Source organism: Streptomyces sp. NBC_00090 (genome assembly GCF_045160815.1).
Classification (GTDB): Bacteria; Actinomycetota; Actinomycetes; order Streptomycetales; family Streptomycetaceae; genus Streptomyces.
In genome coordinates, this window is the sequence record NZ_CP108224.1 from 5,227,846 (window position 1) to 5,245,532 (window position 17,687).

General features: G+C 71.3%; 13 protein-coding genes. 6 read left to right on the forward strand and 7 right to left on the reverse strand.

Translation table 11 applies throughout. The features are described from left to right. Nucleotides 1-116: 116 nt before the first annotated feature. The 6 genes from OG361_RS23410 to OG361_RS23435 all read right to left on the reverse strand — a co-directional run bounded on the left by OG361_RS23410 (nucleotide 117) and on the right by OG361_RS23435 (nucleotide 10,687). A complete protein-coding gene (locus tag OG361_RS23410; RefSeq protein WP_405856490.1) occupies nucleotides 117-2,375 on the reverse strand; it encodes an FG-GAP repeat domain-containing protein in 2,259 nt (752 codons plus the stop codon). Nucleotides 2,376-2,495: 120 nt separating this feature from the next. Beyond that, a complete protein-coding gene (locus OG361_RS23415) occupies nucleotides 2,496-4,802 on the reverse strand; it encodes an FG-GAP repeat domain-containing protein (RefSeq protein WP_405856492.1) in 2,307 nt (768 codons plus the stop codon). Nucleotides 4,803-4,922: 120 nt separating this feature from the next. Next, entirely contained in the window at nucleotides 4,923-7,277 is a 2,355-nt protein-coding gene (locus tag OG361_RS23420) for an FG-GAP repeat domain-containing protein (RefSeq protein ID WP_405856494.1), read from the reverse strand. Nucleotides 7,278-7,405: 128 nt separating this feature from the next. After that, nucleotides 7,406-9,676: an FG-GAP repeat domain-containing protein gene (locus OG361_RS23425; RefSeq protein ID WP_405856496.1), complete on the reverse strand. Its 2,271-nt coding sequence runs from the start codon at nucleotides 9,674-9,676 to the stop codon at nucleotides 7,406-7,408. 103 nt (nucleotides 9,677-9,779) lie between these two features. Beyond that, the gene (locus tag OG361_RS23430; protein ID WP_405856498.1) at nucleotides 9,780-10,286 is read right to left on the reverse strand and encodes a DinB family protein; all 507 of its coding nucleotides are present in this window, start codon (nucleotides 10,284-10,286) and stop codon (nucleotides 9,780-9,782) included. After that, nucleotides 10,283-10,687 (reverse strand): DUF1992 domain-containing protein, encoded by a 405-nt coding sequence (locus tag OG361_RS23435; RefSeq protein WP_405856500.1) that lies wholly within the window; start codon nucleotides 10,685-10,687, stop codon nucleotides 10,283-10,285. The genes OG361_RS23430 and OG361_RS23435 overlap by 4 nt, the downstream gene beginning before the upstream one ends. Nucleotides 10,688-10,842: 155 nt before the next feature. Between OG361_RS23435 and OG361_RS23440 the strand changes: the two genes are divergently transcribed. Then, on the forward strand, nucleotides 10,843-11,679 hold the full coding sequence (locus OG361_RS23440; RefSeq protein WP_405856502.1) for a M23 family metallopeptidase: 837 nt from the start codon (nucleotides 10,843-10,845) through the stop codon (nucleotides 11,677-11,679). A 161-nt stretch (nucleotides 11,680-11,840) separates the two neighbouring features. Here the strand turns inward: OG361_RS23440 and OG361_RS23445 are convergent, their stop codons facing one another. Further along, entirely contained in the window at nucleotides 11,841-12,044 is a 204-nt protein-coding gene (locus tag OG361_RS23445) for a cold-shock protein (protein WP_030208785.1), read from the reverse strand. A gap of 271 nt (nucleotides 12,045-12,315) precedes the next feature. Between OG361_RS23445 and OG361_RS23450 the strand changes: the two genes are divergently transcribed. The 5 genes from OG361_RS23450 (at nucleotide 12,316) to OG361_RS23470 (ending at nucleotide 17,676) form a co-directional block, all read left to right on the forward strand. After that, the gene (locus OG361_RS23450; protein ID WP_405856505.1) at nucleotides 12,316-13,188 is read left to right on the forward strand and encodes a menaquinone biosynthetic enzyme MqnA/MqnD family protein; all 873 of its coding nucleotides are present in this window, start codon (nucleotides 12,316-12,318) and stop codon (nucleotides 13,186-13,188) included. 395 nt (nucleotides 13,189-13,583) lie between these two features. After that, nucleotides 13,584-14,798, forward strand: coding sequence for a cyclic dehypoxanthinyl futalosine synthase (mqnC, locus tag OG361_RS23455; protein ID WP_405856507.1), 1,215 nt, complete (start codon nucleotides 13,584-13,586; stop codon nucleotides 14,796-14,798). A 7-nt stretch (nucleotides 14,799-14,805) separates the two neighbouring features. Next, entirely contained in the window at nucleotides 14,806-15,405 is a 600-nt protein-coding gene (locus OG361_RS23460) for a hypothetical protein (protein ID WP_405856509.1), read from the forward strand. Nucleotides 15,406-15,503: 98 nt separating this feature from the next. Then, nucleotides 15,504-16,196, forward strand: a complete 693-nt coding sequence (locus OG361_RS23465) for a demethylmenaquinone methyltransferase (RefSeq protein ID WP_405856511.1) — start codon at nucleotides 15,504-15,506, stop codon at nucleotides 16,194-16,196. A 193-nt stretch (nucleotides 16,197-16,389) separates the two neighbouring features. Beyond that, on the forward strand, nucleotides 16,390-17,676 hold the full coding sequence (locus OG361_RS23470) for a geranylgeranyl reductase family protein (protein ID WP_405856513.1): 1,287 nt from the start codon (nucleotides 16,390-16,392) through the stop codon (nucleotides 17,674-17,676). Nucleotides 17,677-17,687 lie beyond the last annotated feature (11 nt).

Sequence of the window (17,687 nt, forward strand, 5' to 3'; positions counted from 1 at the left end):
CGGGGTCCGCCGCGCCCTGCGGATGACTCAGACGCAGATGCGGATACAGATGCAGATGTCGTGCGTGCCACTGCCGGCACGGAGACGACGGTCAGATGACGTTCTTGAACGAGCGGTCAGATGACGTTTTTGAACGAGCTGCCTTCGCCCGTGTAGACCCAGGTGGCCTGCCGCGCGCCCAGCGGGGCCGCCGGGACGCCCGTCCCCCCGTACACGTACGTGCCGCCCGGGCCGTACGCGACGATGTCGGCCCGGCCGTCCTTGTCGATGTCCCCGGCGCCCACGAGGTGCGTGTACGCGCCCCAGCCGCCGCCGATCCTCGTCCGGGCGGCGAAGGTGCCGTCGCCGTTGCCGAGGTAGAGCCAGAGGACACCGGCCGTGTCGCGGGCGACGAGGTCTCCGGCGCCGCCGCCCGCGATGTCGCCGACGGCGGTGATCTGGTTGTAGACGCCCCAGCCGCCACCGATCCTCGTACGGGCGGCGTAGGGGGTCTGCCAGTTGCCGGTGGCCTTGTAGAGCCAGAGGACGCCGGTGGTGTCGGTGGCGACGAGGTCGGGGCGGCCGTCGCCGGTGAGGTCGGAACCGGCGGCGATCTTGTTGTACGTGTTCCAGCCCGCGCCGATCCTCGTCCGCGGGGCGAACGTGCCGTCGCCCCTGCCGAGGTAGCTCCACAGGACACCGGCCGTGTCCCGGGCGACGACGTCTCCCGCCGCGTTGCCCGTGTGGTTTCCGGCGGCCTCGATCTGGTTGTAGATCTGCCAGCCCGAACCGGCCTGCTTCCGCTGGTACACGTAGATCCCGGCGCCGGTGGACTCCGAGCGGACGAGGTCGTCCCGCCACAGCGTGCCCGTGGAGGTCAGGGCGAGCAGGTCGGGCGAACCGTTGTCGTTGTAGTCGTGCCCGTTGGGCTTCCGGACCACCTTGAAGGTGCCGGTCTGCTTCACGGCCGGGCCGATGCCGTTCTTCGGGGTGGCGTTGAGCTCCCAGGTGTAGTCGCCGTTCGGAGCGTGCTCACCGCCCAGGAGGCCCTGCCAGTTGAGGGCGACGACCCCGGTGCCGGAGGTCCAGTTCAGGGAGGAGTCGAAGGAGTGGTCCGCCGCGGTCCCGCCCGTACGGACGTGGCGGAGCTTCACCGTGCCCGAGGCGAGGGCGCGGGACAGCGTCCACTCCAGGGTCGCCCTGCCGCCGTTCTTGTCGAGGTCGACGACGGCCGGGACCTTGCTGGAGACCATCGTGAGAGCGGTCGGCTCGCCCGTGCTCGCGACGAGGGCGACGATCGGTGCGCCGTCCTCCCCGATCGAGATCCGGTAGACGCCCTCGCCCTGCGCGAGGCTGCCGCCGCGCACGAGCAGCGATCCGTCGGCCTCGTTCACCGAGGAGGTGGCGTGGTCGAGGAGCTTGACCTTGGCGCCGGTGGTGACGTTGTACGCGGTCAGCGCGTGGTGGGGGTTCGGAGCGGTGGCCGTGGGGGCGCCCGGAGCCGAGTAGGTGAGCCAGTCGCCGAGGAACGCGACCTGGGCGTTGGTGCTGTTGCCCAGGGGGATCGGTGTGCCGGTCGGGCCGGCGCCCTCGCCGCCGCGCTCGGCGTACACCAGGGTGGCGACCGTGTCGACGGCCGTGACCCAGGCCAGGCGCGAGCCGGAGACGGCCGAGTCCCCGAAGCCGGCCAGGCCGGGCACCTCGCGCTTCTCGACGACCGAGGCGGTGACGGTGTCCACGAGGGCGAGGTGGTGGTGGAGGACGGAGTTCGCGTCGAGCGTCGAGTAGGTGACGAGCGCGGTGGAGACCGAGGCGGGCTCCGCCCTGCGGATGCGGGCGTCGGCGGGCAGCCCGGTCACCAGGCGGTCGGACCCCGAGCTGATGCCCCGCGTCTTGAGGCGGAGCTCGCCCGTGTGCGTCGCGGTGCTGTACGTCGACATGAGGAGCGTCGAGCCGACCGCTCCCATGAGCGTGGGGCTGCCGCTCAGCTCGTAGGTCTCGTAGGAGAGGTCCGGCGACGACATGTCGTACAGGCGGTAGGACGACTGGGTCGGGACCTTGGCCACGACGATGTCGGAGAAGCCGCCGTAGTACGTGCCGGACGCCGGGAGGACCTTGGTGGTGCCGTCCACGGTGCTCGTCCAGCGGTAGATGGAGTCGGCGAACGGGTCGTTGCTCGCGGGCGCCGTGGTGAGGAAGCCGGAGGGGCCCGAGCTGACGATGCGCCGGGCGGCGGGCAGGGAGATCGGCGCGTCGGCCGTCTTCGCGACGGCCGCGGGGCCGGGCGCCGGGGCGGCGACGGCGGGCACGGTCAGGGCGCCGGCGCCGAGGGTGACGGCGAGGGCGGCGGTCACGGCGGCGGTGAGACGGTGCCGGGTGGTGCGTGCTGAGCTCAAGGTATCCCCCCGTGAGATGCGAAACGGCGCGCGAACATGCGCGCGCCGTTCGATCAGACTCTTGATCGGCACGGGGGGTTGTACGGCAAAAACGTCGAACTTCCGTACAGGTGTGCGGTGTCAGTAGGTGCCGTTGTACGAGACGCCGTCGCCGAGCAGGGCCCCACTGGACACCCGGCTCCCGAAGGGAGCCTTGTAGTTGCCCGTACCGGGGTAGAAGTACGCGGCGCCACCCGGCCCGTACGCGTACAGGTCGGGGCGGCCGTCCTTGTTGCCGTCGCCGATGCCGACGGTGTCGGTGTACGCGTTCCAGCCGCCGCCGATCCTGGTGCGGGGCGCGAAGGTGCCGTTCCCCGTGCCGAGGTACAGCCAGAGGGTGCCGGAGGCGTCGCGGGCGACGAGGTCGCCTGCCGGGCCGCCGCCGATGTTCCCCGTGGCGGTGATCTGGTTGTAGCCGCCCCAGCCGTGGCCGATCTTCTTCCGCGCGGCGAAGGGAGCGGTGAGGCTGCCGGTGCTCTTGTAGAGCCACAGGACCCCGGCCTTGTCGGTGGCGACGAGGTCGGCGCGGCCGTCACCGGTCAGGTCGCTGCCGCCGGTGAACCGGGTGTACGTGTTCCAGCCGCCGCCGATCCGCGTCCGGGGCGGGAACGTCACGTCGTAGCCGGTGTCGGCTCCGTTGTACATCCAGAGCACGCCGTCCCGGTCCCGGGCGACGAAGTCGGCGGAGCCGCGGACGGCGATGTCGCCGACGGCCTCGATCCGGTCGTAGGCCTGCCAGCCGCCCCCGACCCGGATGCGCCCGCCGCTCCTGACGAGGCTCTTCTTCGTGGCGTCGTACGTGGTGTCGGTCCGCCACAGCACGCCCTGGGCGTCGCGGGCCAGCAGGTCCGGGGTGCCGTTGTCCTTGATGTCGTGCGGGGCGGAGGTCTTGACGGCGCGGAAGGAGCCGGTGGCCTCCACGGCCGGGCCGACGCCGTTCTGCGGGGTCGCCTTGAACGACCAGTCGTAGTCGCCGATGTGGGCGTCCTTACCCATCTGGGACTCGTCCGCGATCGTGGACCAGGAGATGCAGACGACGTTGTCCCTGCAGAGGTACGGACTGCCCGCGGACTCGGTGTAGAGCCCGAACGTCGTGGTGAAGGTCTTGCCGGTCCGACGATGGGTGATCTTCAGGTCGATGTTGGCGTTGTTCCGGGACAGCTGCCACTTGAGCGTCGGGTCGGTGTCCAGGTCGAGCGTCCCCGGGAACTGTGCGCCGAGGTACGTGAGCTTCGTCGGCTCGCCGGTGGAGGCGACGAGCTCGGCGGCCGGCTTCCCGTCCGCGCCGAGGGCGATCCGGTAGATGCCCTCGCCCCTGTCGAGGGTGCCGCCCCTCGCGAGCAGGGTGCCGTCGGGGCCGGGCACGATCCGCTGGGTGTAGTCGAGGAGCTTGAGCGGTCCGTCCGAGGTCGGGGACTTCGCCATGAGCGGGATCAGCGGCCCCCCACTGCCGCCCAGACCGTCCCCTTCGAGGGCCGACGGCTCGGCGTACATCACCCACGAGCCCAGCAGGCCGCCTGTGAGCGACTCCGTCCTGCCCAGGTCCACCCGCGTCTCCGCCCCGGTGGCACGGTCCGCGACGACGACACCCTGCCGGCTGTCGTCCTTCCACTCCGACCAGGCCAGGTGGGTGTCGGAGAACGCGCTGAACCCCCATGTGTTGCTCAGGAAGGCCGCCGGGTCGGTCTCGTGGGTGGTGACCACCGAGGCGGTGGCGAGGTCCACCAGCGAGAGATGCTCCTTGGACGCCCCGCTTCCCTCGTCCCACACGTAGTACGAGACGAGGACGGATCCGTCGCGCGCGACGCTGGACAGCACACCCCGGGCCCCGGTGGGGATGCCGGTGATCGTCTTCTGCGTGACGGCGGCTCCGGTACGGGTGACGAGCCGCACCTCCTCGGTGCGGTCCTCGCGCGTCGCCTTGGCCAGGACCGAGTCCCGGGACACGCCCTTCACATAGGTGAGCTTCAGCGCGCCGAGGTCGATCGCGACGGGCGCGCCGCCGGTGGCCATGTCGTGGAGCTTCACGACCTTGGAACGGTTCATCTCATACTCCCCGTCTCCGGACACGACCACGTCCGACCCGGTGGAGTCGACCGTCGTGGCGTCGAACGCGGTCGTCGAGCCGTCCGCGTACCGGATCCACCGGTACCCCGACTCCCACCACGGTGGTGACGTCAGGAAGCCGGTCTTCCCGGCCGCCGCGAGGCCCGCGCGCTGGGGGAAGGTCAAGGGCGCGTCCGCCGTGACCCCCGCCGCCGCGGCGGCTGGTGCGGGAGTGGGCGCGGCGGTGGCCGGGACGGCCAGGGCGCCCGCGCCGAGCGTGACGGCGAGGACGGTGGTGACCGCGGCGGAGACACGGCGACGGGTGATGCGTGCGGAGTTCAAGGCTTCCCCCCATGGGAATCGAAACGGCGCGCGATCACGCCGGCGCCGTTCGGTCAGACTCTTGGTCGGCGCAGGCGGTTGTACGCAGGCGTCGAACTTCCCTACGGGCGCGGCGCGGTGTCAGGAGACGCTGTCGTACGTGACGCCGCCTCCGAGCAGGGCCTCACTGGGCGTACGGGTCGCGAACGGCGCGCTGTAGTCGCCCGTTCCGGCGTGGAAGTACGAGGTGTCGGCGGGTCCGTACCCGTACAGGTCGGGGTGGCCGTCCTTGTTGCCGTCGCCGATGCCGACGATCTCGCTGTACTGGTTCCAGCCGCCGCCGATCTTCCTCCGGGGCGCGAAGGTGCCGTCGCCCTTGCCGAGGTAGAGCCAGAGGACGCCGGCCGTGTCGCGGGCGACGAGGTCACCCGTACCGTTGCCGCCGAGGTTGCCCGTGGCGGAGACGTGGTTGTAGATGCCCCAGCCGTGGCCGATCTTCCTGCGCGGGGCGAAGGGGGCGCCCGTACCGCCGTTCGCCTTGTACAGCCAGAGGTCGCCGGCCTTGTCGGTGGCGACGAGGTCGGGGCGGCCGTCGCCGGTGAGGTCGCTGCCGCCGGTGAACCGGGTGTACGTGTTCCACCCGCCGCCGATCCGCGTCCGGGCCGGGAACGTCGCCTCCGAGCCGGTCCCGGCACCCGAGTACAGCCACAGCACGCCGCTCCTGTCGCGGGCGACGAAGTCGGCGGCGTCGCTCCGGCCGCCGATGTCGCCGACGGACTCGATCCGGTCGTAGATGTTCCAGCCGTGCCCGACCCGCTTGCGGGAGACGGGGCTCGTGAGACGCGACGCGGACGTGTCGGTGTGGGTGTCGACCTGCCACAGCAGGCCCTGCGCGTCCCGGGCCAGCAGGTCCGGAGCGCCGTTGTCGTCGAGGTCGTGCGGCTTCGGCGCGCGGACGACCTTGAAGCTGCCCGAGGCGGTGACCTCCGGGCCGATGCCGTTCTGCGGGACGGCCCGCAGCGACCAGTCGTAGTCGCCGTTCTGCGCGGCCTTGCCGGTGATCGTCTTGAACCCGTAGTTCTCCCACCAGTTCAGGGCGAGGGTTGTTCCGGCGGCGCCGCGGGGGCCGTCGGGCTTGTACTCCTGGATGTACGTCCGGCCCGTGCGGCGGTGGGTCAGCTTCAGGTACACGTCGGCGTTGAGCCGGGACAGCCTCCAGGTCAGCGGGGTCTGCCCGCCGCTGCGGTCCAGGTCGAGCACGTCGGGGATCTCGTCGCCGAGGTACGTGAGCTTCGTCGGCTCACCGGTGGAGGCGACCAGCTCGGTGGTCGGCCTGCCGTCCTCGCCCGCGGCGATCCGGTAGAGGCCCTCGCCCTTCTCGACGGTGCCGCCGCGCGCCAGGAGCGTCCCGTCGGGACCGGGCGCGGCGGAGGACATGTACGAGAGCAGCGCGATCGTCTCGCCGGTCTTCGACGACCGGGCCCGGAGGGGCCCGAGCGGTGCCGTCCCCCGGCCGTAGAGGTCGCTGGGGCTGGCATACGTGACCCACTCGCCCACCAGGCCGATGCTGATCCCGTACTCGCCCCGACGGCCCAGGGGGGTGCGCCGGATCTCGCCGGTGGCGCGGTCGACGACCGCCAGCGTCCCCGTGGAGCCGTCGTCGTCGTACTCCGGCCAGGCGACGGAGGAGTCCGACACGGCGAGGCTGTCCCCGGGGTAGCCCCCACTGGCACCGATGGTCGTGCTCGCACCCCTCACCGCCGCGGTGGTCAGGTCCACCGTGACCAGGTGTTTCGATTGAGCCTCGTCCGGGCCGGTGTAGTAGCCGAGGAGCGCGGTCCCGGCGCCGCGGCCGTAGACGCCTCCGTCCCGTACCTCCGCCGGCAGACCCGTCACCTTGCGGGCCGACTCGGGGTCGCCCGTCATGTCGAGGAGCAGCAGCTCGCTCGCACCGTCCCGGTTCGTGCCCAAGGCCAGCAGCGTGGAGTCGACGAGCCCCGCGAACCGGTGGTCTCCGCCGAGCGCGGTGAGGTCGACCTTGACGGGCTCGGCGCCCGTGGCCATGTCCCGCAGGGTGAACTTGCGGGGACGCCAACTGCTCTGGCCCTCGTCCGGCGACATGAGGACGTCGGAGCCGGCGACACCCATGCGGGTGTCCTCGGGCAGTGCGGTCGACGTGCCGTCCGCGTACCGGGTCCAGCGCGGGTTCGCCGGATAGGCCAGGCTGTTCAGCGTCAGGAAGCCGGTCCTGCCCGCCCCGGAGAGCACCCCACTCATCGGGAACTGCACCGTGCCGTCGGCCGTGACGCCCGCCTCTCCCGGCACGGCGGCCGTCGCGGGGACGGTCGTGGCGGGAGATGCGGGAGATGCGGGAGATGCGGGAGAGGCGGGCGCGGCCGTCGCCGGCACGGACAGGACGCCGGCGCCGAGGGTGACCGCGAGGACGGTGGTGACGGCGGTGGTCAGACGGCGCCGGGTGGTACGCGCTGAGCTCAAGGAATCCCCCACGAGATGCGAACGGGCGCCCGCTCGTGCGTGCGCCGTTCGGTCGGACTCCCGGTCGGGCCAAGGGGTTGTACGTGCCCCGACCCGTGATCGCTCGGGGCACGCGGTCCGACGTCGTGTCAGACGAAGTGGTTGTACGTGACGGCCGTGGCCCAGAAGTGATACGGGGACGTCTCCTCGCGCGGCCGCAGCGGGGTCCGGTAGTCGCCCGTTCCCCGGTAGAGGACCCCCGCGGTGTACAGGTCCGGACGGCCGTCCCGGTCCGCGTCCCCGATCCCGACCAGCCGGCCGTACCCGCCCCAGCCGCCGCCGATCCGGGTCCGCGGCGCGAAGGTGCCGTTCCCCGTGCCGAGGTAGAGCCAGAGGACACCGGCCCGGTCCCGGGCGACGAGGTCTCCGGCAGCGCCTCCGGCGAGGTCTCCGACGGCGGTGAGCTGGTCGTAGACGCCCCAGCCACCGCCGATCCGGACGCGGGCGGCGAAGGGCGCGGTGTCCCTCCCGGTGCCCCGGTACAGCCAGAGGACACCGGCCCTGTCGGCCGCGACGAGGTCGGCGCGGCCGTCCCCGGTCAGGTCGCTGCCGCCGGTGAGCCGGGTGTACGCGCCCCAGCCGCCGCCGATCCGGATGCGAGCGCTGAAGGTGTGGTCACCGCGCCCCTTGTACAGCCACAGCACCCCGGCCTTGTCGCGGGCGACGAAGTCGCCGACGCCCGAGCCGCCGAGGTCGCCGGTGGCCTCGATCTTGTCGTAGATCCCGTAGCCCTGCCCGACGACCTTGAAGTGGTGCTCCTGGAAGTACTCGTAGCCGCTTCCCCAGTCCGTGACGCGGAAGGTGTCCGCGAGCAGCAGCCGGCCCGTGGTGTCCCGCATGAGCAGGTCGGGCGACCCGTCGCCGTCGAAGTCGTGCGGCTGCGGCTTGCCGCGGACCACCGTGAAGGAACCGGTCTTCGTCAGCGTCGGGCCGATGCCGTTGAGCGGCTTGGCGTCGATCCGCCAGGTGTACGGGCCCGCCGGAGCGCCCGTCGACCGGCCCGGTTCGCCCGGCCAGTCGACGTCGCCCTGCCAGACGTAGTGGGCATACGTGAAGTCCGCGGCCTGCTCGGCGAGCGGGTACACGTGCTCGACCTTGGTGTCGCCGGTGCGGGTGTTGCGCAGGGTGACGGTCATCTCGACGTTGATGCGCGAGAGCCGCCACTTCAGGTCGAAGCCGCGGTTGCGGCTCAGGTCGATCGTCGCCGGAATGCTGTGGCCGAGCAGGTCGACCTTGGTCGGCTCGCCGCTGGGTGCGAGGAGCGTGGCGACCGGCACCCCGCCGGTCCCCGGGGCGATCCGGTACAGGCCCTGGCCCTGGGCGGCCGTGCCGCCGTGGACGCCGTTCGTGCCGCCGGGCCCGTCGACGTCCGACACGACGTGGTCGAGGAGCTTGCGGGTCGTACCGGTGTTCAGGTCGCGGGCGGTGAGCGCGAGGAGCGGGCTGGGCTCGTAGGCACGCAGCCCGTCGGTCTCGCCGTACGTGACCCAGTTCCCCACCAGACCGAGGGCCACGCGGTTCTGCGCGGCGAGCGGGATGCGCTGGACCTTGCCGGTGGCGCGGTTCAGGGCCACCACGGTGGCGGCCCCGCCGTCGGACTGCTCGGTCCAGGCGACGTACGTCGCGGACACGGCCGCGTCCTGAAGCTGTGGGGCCGCGTGGTGGGCGGTCACGGCGGCGGTCTTGAGGTCGAGGAGCGCCCAGTGGCCGCCCGAGCCGGTCCGGTACCTGATGAGGGCGCTGTCACCGGCGACACCCACGGCCCACAGGCCGGTGGCGTCCGTGGGCAGCCCGGTCACGGACCGGGACGAGGGCAGGCCGTCGGCGGGGGTGTAGAGGCGGAGGCTCCGGCCGCCGGCCCCGTTGGAGGCGGAGACGAAGAGGGTCGAGCGTACGGCGCCCGCGACCTGGCTGTCCGCGCCCAGCTGCATGAGGTCGAGCTCGAACAGTTCCGTGCCCACCGCCATGTCCCTGAGCGTGACGGTACGGTCCGCCTCGTCGATGACGACGTCGGAGTCGCGCGAGCCGAAGACCGTGTGGCCGGCCGGGAAGGCGGTCACGGCGCCGTCCGAGAGCCGCGTCCAGCGGGCGATGAGGTCTTCTTCCACCGACCAGGTGAGGAAGCCGGTACGGCCCAGGCCCCAGAGCTTCGCCTCGCGCGGGTACGTGGTGGTGGTGGCGGACGTGCCGGCGGTGGCGGAATCGTCGGCGGCGGCTGACGTGTCGGCGGTGACGCCCGTGGGCGGCGCGGCGACGGCGGGCGCGCCCAGCCCACCGGCCGTGACGGCGAGTGCGACGAGGACGGCCGCGCCGAGACGGCGGCGTGAACGCGAAACGGATGTGCGGGTGCGGTGGTCCATCGAAGGCCTCCCCCTGGAGCCGAGGCGGCCGGTGGTGCCCCCCAACCGGAACATCGCCTCTCGTCAAGATCGGCCGGAGGCTACCAGCCGCAGGCGTCCGACGTCACCGCCGCTCCACCACACCCCGTACGTACGCCGCCTGCCCCGCGTGCTGGAGGTCGTCCGCGATCACCGACACCAGCCGGACGCCGAGGGTGACCGGCGGGTCCCAGGAGGTGTCGACGACCCGCGCGAGCTCCGCGTTCGTCACCGTCCCGACCAGCTCCACGCTCCGCTCGTGCACGGCGTCGTGGTACCCGAGCAGCAGCTCCGCCGGGGCGCGCACCGCGTCCACCTGGGCCCTCGTCTGCCCGTACCCGGTGGCATCCTTCGGGAACGGCAGGCCGAAGCGGTCCGCCCAGCCGTCGGAGGCCCACAGCTGCTCCGTGTCGAAGGCGCCCGCGAGGTGGTCGTCCTGGATGCGGGTGAGGTGCCAGACGAGCCAGGCGATCGAGTTGGCGTCCGGATCGATCCGGGCGGCGAGCTCCTCGTCCGTCAGGCCCTCCACGGCTTCGTGGACGGCTTCCCGCACCCGTCCGAACGAGTCGACCAGCAGTCCGGCGCTGTTCACGGGAGACTCCTTTCCGCCTTCCACCGCTCCACCGTCGCGTCGACGTCGAAGGGCTTGAGGTTCAGCGGGGGCCCGGCGGGCGGCCGGAGCAGGGCTTCGGCGATCCGGGTGTTGATCTCGCCGAGGATCCGGCGGACCTGGCTCTCCGAGACGGCCGCGGCGACCGCCTCCTCCGCGTCCTCGGCCGCCTTGCGGAGGGCGAGCGACGGCGGCAGCACGGACGCGCCCTCGCTGTGCATCTTGCCCTTGATCCACCACAGTTCGTCGTACGGCGCGGAGTCGTCCGGCAGCGGCTTCCCGAAACCGGGCAGGCTCCGGAACTCCCCGCGCTCCGCGGCCTCGCGGATCTGCTTGTCGACGAATGACTCGAAGCTCACACCGGGCGGTTTCCGTTCGGTCATGTGTCCAGACTACGTAATCGCCGCGGCACGAGTGTGGTGTTCGCGGTCTACTGCGACAGACGATCTTCCGGCACTCTGTGGTCCGTTCAACGCGCGTCGACCCCTGATCCCCCAAGGGATCACCGCTCCCCCCACCCCCCCGTACCGGAGGACGCATGCGTGCACGGATCACTCCGCTCGGCACCCTGCTCGCGCTCGTCGCGGGCCTGCTCACCGCGCTCGTCACCACCACCCCCGCCCAGGCGGCGCCGCTCTTCAAGGCGCCCTACCCCTGCGGCCAGAAGTGGACCTACAGCCACCACTCCGCCGAGGTCCGCCAGGCCCTCGACTTCATCCGCGCCGACGGCGGTACGACGGCCCGCACCCCGGTCCTCGCCTCGGCCTCCGGCACCGCCTACCGCTACTCGCAGCCGACCGGCGCGGGCAACTACATCGTGGTCGACCACGGCGGCGGCTGGAAGACGTACTACTTCCACCTCAACGCCTACTCCGTCGCCAACGGCGCCTGGGTCGCCCAGGGTCAGCAGATCGGCACCACCGGCTCCACCGGCAACAGCTCCGGCGCCCACATCCACTACGAGCAGCTCTACAACGGTGTCGGCCAGCCCATCGTGATCAACGGCGCCTCCCTCGCCCCCTACCCGGGCTCCTACGGCTCCAAGTACCTGACGAGCGACAACGGCTGCTCGGGCGGCGGAGGCGGAAAGTACTGGGTCGACACCTTCGCCAACGCGACCGGCTACGCCCAGGCGAACACCAACGACGCCCAGGGCGTGCTGAACGCGGGCACGAACTACGTCTACTGCAAGGTCTGGGGCCAGGAGGTCCGGGACGGCTCCGGCAACTACAACCACTGGTGGCTCAGGACCGACCTGGACACCGTCTACGCCGGGAAGAACGGCAACGGAGCGTACGTGTCCGCCTACTACCTGTCCCGCTGGGGCAACGACGAGGCCCGCGACAACAACGGCGCGACCATCCCCACCTGCTGACCGCCTGCCCCGGCCGACTCCGGGCGGCCACGTGACGTGCCCGGAGGCCGGCCGCGTGACGTGCCCGGAGAAAAGGGCAGGAGCCCCGCTCGTGCCCTGGGGCACGGAGCGGGGCTCCTTGGGTACTGCTCTAGTCGTGCGCTTTCGCCGACCCGGGCAACTTAGGCCGGGGTGACGTTCTCCGCCTGCGGGCCCTTCGGGCCCTGCGTGACGTCGAAGGTCACGAGCTGGTTCTCCTCGAGCGAACGGAAGCCGTTCGCGTTGATCGCGGAGTAGTGGACGAAGACATCCGGGCCGCCGCCGTCCTGGGCGATGAAGCCGAAGCCCTTTTCAGCGTTGAACCACTTGACGGTTCCGGTAGCCATAAGCCCTCCTTGGGCCAAAGGGTTGCCCTGCTCCAGAACCTGCAAACAAGTCTGAAAACTACAAAAGCCTGCGGGTCACATGCTCCGCAGGCTCTGTACTGCAAGGGAAACCAAACTGCAACTTGCGCTGAGCGTAGCACGCAGGACGCGGCGGGCGGTAGAGGGAAAGATCACGTCACCCACATGTTTGATCTGCGGTTCAGAAGCTGACGCCGACCGTGTCGCGTGCCCCGGCGATGTCCGCCGTACGAGACGGGTCTAGCCTCGCGATGTGGACAATGCAACCGATGACCACCAGCGCAGCCGGCCCCGCGTCGGACACATCCAGTTCCTGAACTGCCTGCCCCTCTACTGGGGGCTCGCGAGGACCGGAACGCTCCTCGATCTCGAGCTCACGAAGGACACCCCGGAGAAGCTCAGCGAGCGCCTCGTGCGGGGCGATCTCGACATCGGCCCCATCACCCTCGTCGAGTACCTCCGCAACGCGGAGGACCTCGTCGCCCTCCCCGACATCGCCGTCGGCTGCGACGGCCCGGTCATGTCCTGCGTGATCGTCTCGCAGCGGCCGCTCCAGGAGCTGGACGGGGCCCGGGTGGCGCTCGGCTCCACCTCCCGCACCTCGGTCCGCCTCGCCCAGCTGCTCCTCGCCGAGCAGCACGGGGTGCGGCCCGCCTACTACACCTGCCCGCCCGACCTCGGCGTGATGATGCAGGAGGCGGAGGCGGCGGTCCTCATCGGCGACGCCGCGCTCCGGGCCTCCCTCCATGACGCTCCCAGGCTCGGGCTCCAGGTCCACGACCTGGGCCTCATGTGGAAGGACTGGACGGGGCTGCCGTTCGTCTTCGCCGTGTGGGCGGCGCGCAAGGACTACCTGGAGCGCGAGCCGGAGACCGTCCACGAGGTGCACCAGGCGTTCCTGGCCTCGCGGGACCTCTCCCTCGACGAGGTCGCCAAGGTCGCCGAGCAGGCCGCCCGCTGGGAGACCTTCGACGCCGAACTCCTTGAGCGGTATTTCCGTACGCTCGACTTCCGCTTCGGCCCGGAGCAGCTCGCCGGCGTACGGGAGTTCGCCCGCCGCACGGGCCCGACGACGGGTTTCCCCGCGGACGTCACGGTGGAACTGCTCGGGTCCGCCATCCGATAGGGCGCTCGATACAGAGCTCGACCCAGAGTCGATAGAGCGCTCGGTACAGAGCGCGATAGGCCACTCGATAGAGCGCTCGTTACACAGCTCGTTAGGCGCCTCGTTACGCCGCCCCTTGCGCCGCTCCTTATGCGCCGGGGGCGTTCGGGAATGCGCGCGCACCGGATCGCCACCGGCTCGCGAACCGGATCGCGAACGCTCGTGAACCGAATCGCGTGCGGAATCCGGTACGTCCCCGGTGTTCCGGACGCCCCTTTCCTGACGTTCCCGGAATGACCCCCGCAATTCACCGGGCATTCGCCCCGCGCCGCCGACCGGCACCCTGCGGAGGCCGTGACAACCGCTGGCGTAGGCTGGTTCGGTCCGTCAGAACCCCTCCGAAAGGGACGCATCCGGTGACCGAGAAGGCCGAACTCACGTCGTTTGATGTCGCAGCCGTTCTCGACCGCGCAGCCGCGGGTGGCCGGATCACCCCCGAGGAGGCGCTCGACCTCTACCGCTCGGCGCCCCTGCACGCGCTGGGCGCCGCCGCCGACGCGGTCCGCCGCCGTCGGTACGCGGGGACCGAGCACATCGCGACGTACATCATCGAGCGCAACATCAACTACACGAACGTCTGTGTGACGGCGTGCAAGTTCTGTGCGTTCTACGCCGCCCCGAAGGACACGAAGAAGGGCTGGACCCGCGACCTCGACGACATCCTGCGCCGCTGCGCGGAGACCGTGGAGCTCGGCGGCACCCAGATCATGTTCCAGGGCGGCCACCACCCGGACTACGGCGTCGAGTACTACGAGGAGCACTTCGCCGCCATCAAGCAGGCCTTCCCGCAGCTGGTCATCCACTCCCTCGGGGCCTCCGAGGTCGAGCACATGGCCCGGATCTCCGGGGTCTCCGCCGAGGAGGCGATCACCCGGATCCACGCGGCAGGCCTCGACTCCTTCGCGGGCGCCGGCGCCGAGCTGCTCCCCGAGCGGCCGCGCAAGGCCATCGCCCCGCTCAAGGAGAGCGGCGAGCGCTGGCTGGAGATCATGGAGATCGCCCACGGGCTGGGTGTCGAGTCCACCTCCACCATGCTGATGGGCACCGGCGAGACCAACGCCGAGCGGATCGAGCACCTCCGCATGATCCGTGACACGCAGGACCGGACGGGCGGCTTCCGGGCCTTCATCCCGTACACGTACCAGCCCGAGAACAACCACCTCAAGGGCCGCACGCACGCCACGCTCTTCGAGTACCTCCGGATGATCGCGATCGCGCGGCTGTTCTTCGACAACATCGCCCACATCCAGGGCTCGTGGCTCACCACGGGCAAGGAGATCGGCCAGCTGACCCTGCACTACGGCGCCGACGACCTCGGCTCGATCATGCTGGAGGAGAACGTCGTCTCCTCGGCGGGCGCCAAGCACCGCTCCAACCTGCGCGAGATGATCGACATGATCCGCACGGCCGACCGGGTCCCGGCGCAGCGCACCACGACCTACGAGCACATCGTGGTCCACGACGACCCGGCGAACGACCCGGTCGACGAGCGCGTCGCCTCGCACATCTCGTCCACGGCGATCGAGGGCGGCACGGCTCACCCCGAGCTGAAGCTCCTCGACGCCAACTGACGCGCCCGTGCTGACCATCCACGTCGCCGAGGCGTCACCCGAGACCGCCGTCCTGGTCGACGGCGCCCTCGTCGCCGCCGTCGGCCCGTACGAGGACCTGGCCGCCGTCCGACCCGAGGCGCGGGTGCGGCGGTGGCCCGGCATCCTCACGCCCGGACTGCTCAACCCGTACGCGCCCGAGCTGCTGGAGGGCATGTACCACCCGGACCCCCGGGAGGCCGCGGGGTTCGGCACCGAGCCGATCACGGGGGAGCGGGCGCAGCGGATCTTCCGGGCGGACGCCTCCCGCCGGGGCGCCTCCGCGCGCCGCGGCGTGCAGCGGATGCTCGCCCACGGGACGGTCGCCGTCGCCGGCGAGCTGCGCGGCCGGGCCGCCGTGGACGCCGTGCGCCGGGCCGGTCTCGCCGTCGGCCGCCGCCCCGACAGGCTCCCCGGCCCGCCGTCCTTCTCTCCGGTGCCGCTGGTGCTCATGCCCGGTCTGATGCCGGGAGGCCCCGCCCGCTTCGCCGTCTTCGACGTCCCCGACCGGGCGGCTCTGGTCCGCCTCGGAGCGTCGACCTGTGTGGCGACCGTCATCGAGGGACGTCTCGTCCACCGCAGCCGCTGACGTCGTCACCGACCGGCAAGCCCCCGGTCGGTGACGGCACTCCGCCTGCGAGAATGGACGCGCCCGCCCGTACCCCGATTCTGCGAGGCCGAACGCCAGTGACCCGAGCCACTCTGGACAAGCAGCCGCACGAAGTCGCCTCGATGTTCGACGACGTGGCGGCGAACTACGACCTCACCAACGACGTGCTCTCCCTCGGCCAGGACCGGCGCTGGCGCAAGGAGGTCGCGAAGGCGGTCGACGCCCGCCCCGCGCAGAAGATCCTCGACCTCGCCGCGGGTACGGCCACCTCCTCGCAGCCCTTCGCCCGCGCCGGCGCGTACGTCGTGCCCTGCGACTTCTCGATCGGCATGCTCCAGGTCGGCAAGAAGAAGCACCCGTGGATGCCGTTCACGGCGGGCGACGGCACGAAGCTGCCGTTCCGCGACGACGTCTTCGACGCCGTCACCATCTCCTTCGGGCTGCGCAACATCCAGGACACGGACGCGGCGCTGCGCGAGCTGTACCGGGTGACGAAGCCCGGCGGCCGGGTCGTCATCTCCGAGTTCTCGCACGCGACCTGGGCGCCGTTCCGCACGGTGTACGAGGAGTACCTGATGCGCGCGCTGCCGCCGGTGGCCCGCGCGGTCTCCTCGAACCCCGACGCGTACGTGTACCTGGCCGAGTCCATCCAGTCCTGGCCGGACCAGCCGACCCTGGCGGGAATGCTCCAGAAGGCCGGCTGGTCGAAGGTGGCCTGGCGGAACCTGACCGGCGGGATCGTCGCCCTGCACCGGGGGTTCAAGGCCTGAGGGGGGTCCTGGCCGCTGCTCGGCGTACATGCCGTAGTGGCCGCTGATCCCCGCGTACGCGGTGGCGGCCAGGAGGAAAGCCGTCCGGACAGCCCTCGGGGTGGCCCTCCGGACGGCCCGCGACACGCCCCCATAGACTGCCCCGGTACGTCCGTACCGCCCTCCTACCGTCGAGTCTTCGGGAGAATCCGCCGTGACCGAGCAGCCCCTCTCCGAGCACACCGCAGATGTGATCGTCGTCGGGGCGGGCCCGGCCGGCTCGACCACCGCGTACTACCTCGCCAAGGCCGGACTCGACGTCCTGCTCCTGGAGAAGACCGCGTTCCCCCGCGAGAAGGTCTGCGGCGACGGCCTCACCCCCCGCGCCACCAAGCAGCTCGTCTCCATGGGCATCGACATCTCCGAAGAGGCCGGCTGGCTGCGGAACAAGGGCCTGCGGATCATCGGCGGCGGCGTCCGCCTGGAGCTCGACTGGCCGGAGCTCGCCTCGTACCCGGACTACGGACTCGTCCGCAAGCGCGACGACTTCGACGAGCAGCTCGCCCGGCAGGCGCAGAAGGCCGGCGCCCGGCTGTACGAGCGCTGCAACGTCGGCGCCCCGATCATCGACGACCGCACGGGCCGCATCACCGGCGTCCAGGCCAAGCTCGGCGAGGAGAAGCGCGAGGTCACCTTCCACGCCCCGCTCGTCGTCGCCGCCGACGGCAACTCCACCCGGCTCTCCGTCGCCATGGGCCTGCACCGGCGCGAGGACCGGCCGATGGGCGTCGCCGTCCGCACCTACTTCACCTCGCCCCGCCACGACGACGACTACCTGGAGTCCTGGCTGGAGCTGTGGGACCGGCGCGGCGACCAGGACCGGCTGCTCCCCGGCTACGGCTGGATCTTCGGCATGGGCGACGGTACGTCCAACGTCGGCCTCGGCATCCTCAACTCCTCCTCCGCCTTCAAGGAGCTGGACTGGCGCGAGGTCCTCAAGGCCTGGTGCGCCTCGATGCCGGAGGACTGGGGCTACACCCCGGAGAACATGACGACGTCGATCCGCGGCGCCGCCCTCCCGATGGCCTTCAACCGCCAGCCGCACTACACCAAGGGCCTGCTGCTCGTCGGCGACGCGGGCGGCCTCGTCAACCCGTTCAACGGCGAGGGCATCGCGTACGCCATGGAGTCCGGCCAGATCGCGGCCGACGTCATCGTCCAGGCGCACGCCCGCGCGACCCCCGCCCAGCGCGAGCTGGCCCTGCGGAACTACCCGCAGATCCTCAAGGACACCTACGGCGGCTACTACACGCTCGGCCGCGCCTTCGTGAAGCTCATCGGCAACCCGAAGGTCATGAAGATCGCGACCCAGCGCGGCCTGACCCACCCGCTCCTGATGAAGTTCACGCTCAAGATGCTGGCGAACCTCACCGACCCGACGGGCGGCGACGCCATGGACCGCATCATCAACGGCCTCTCGAAGGTGGCCCCGAAGGCCTGAACGCTGCCGGA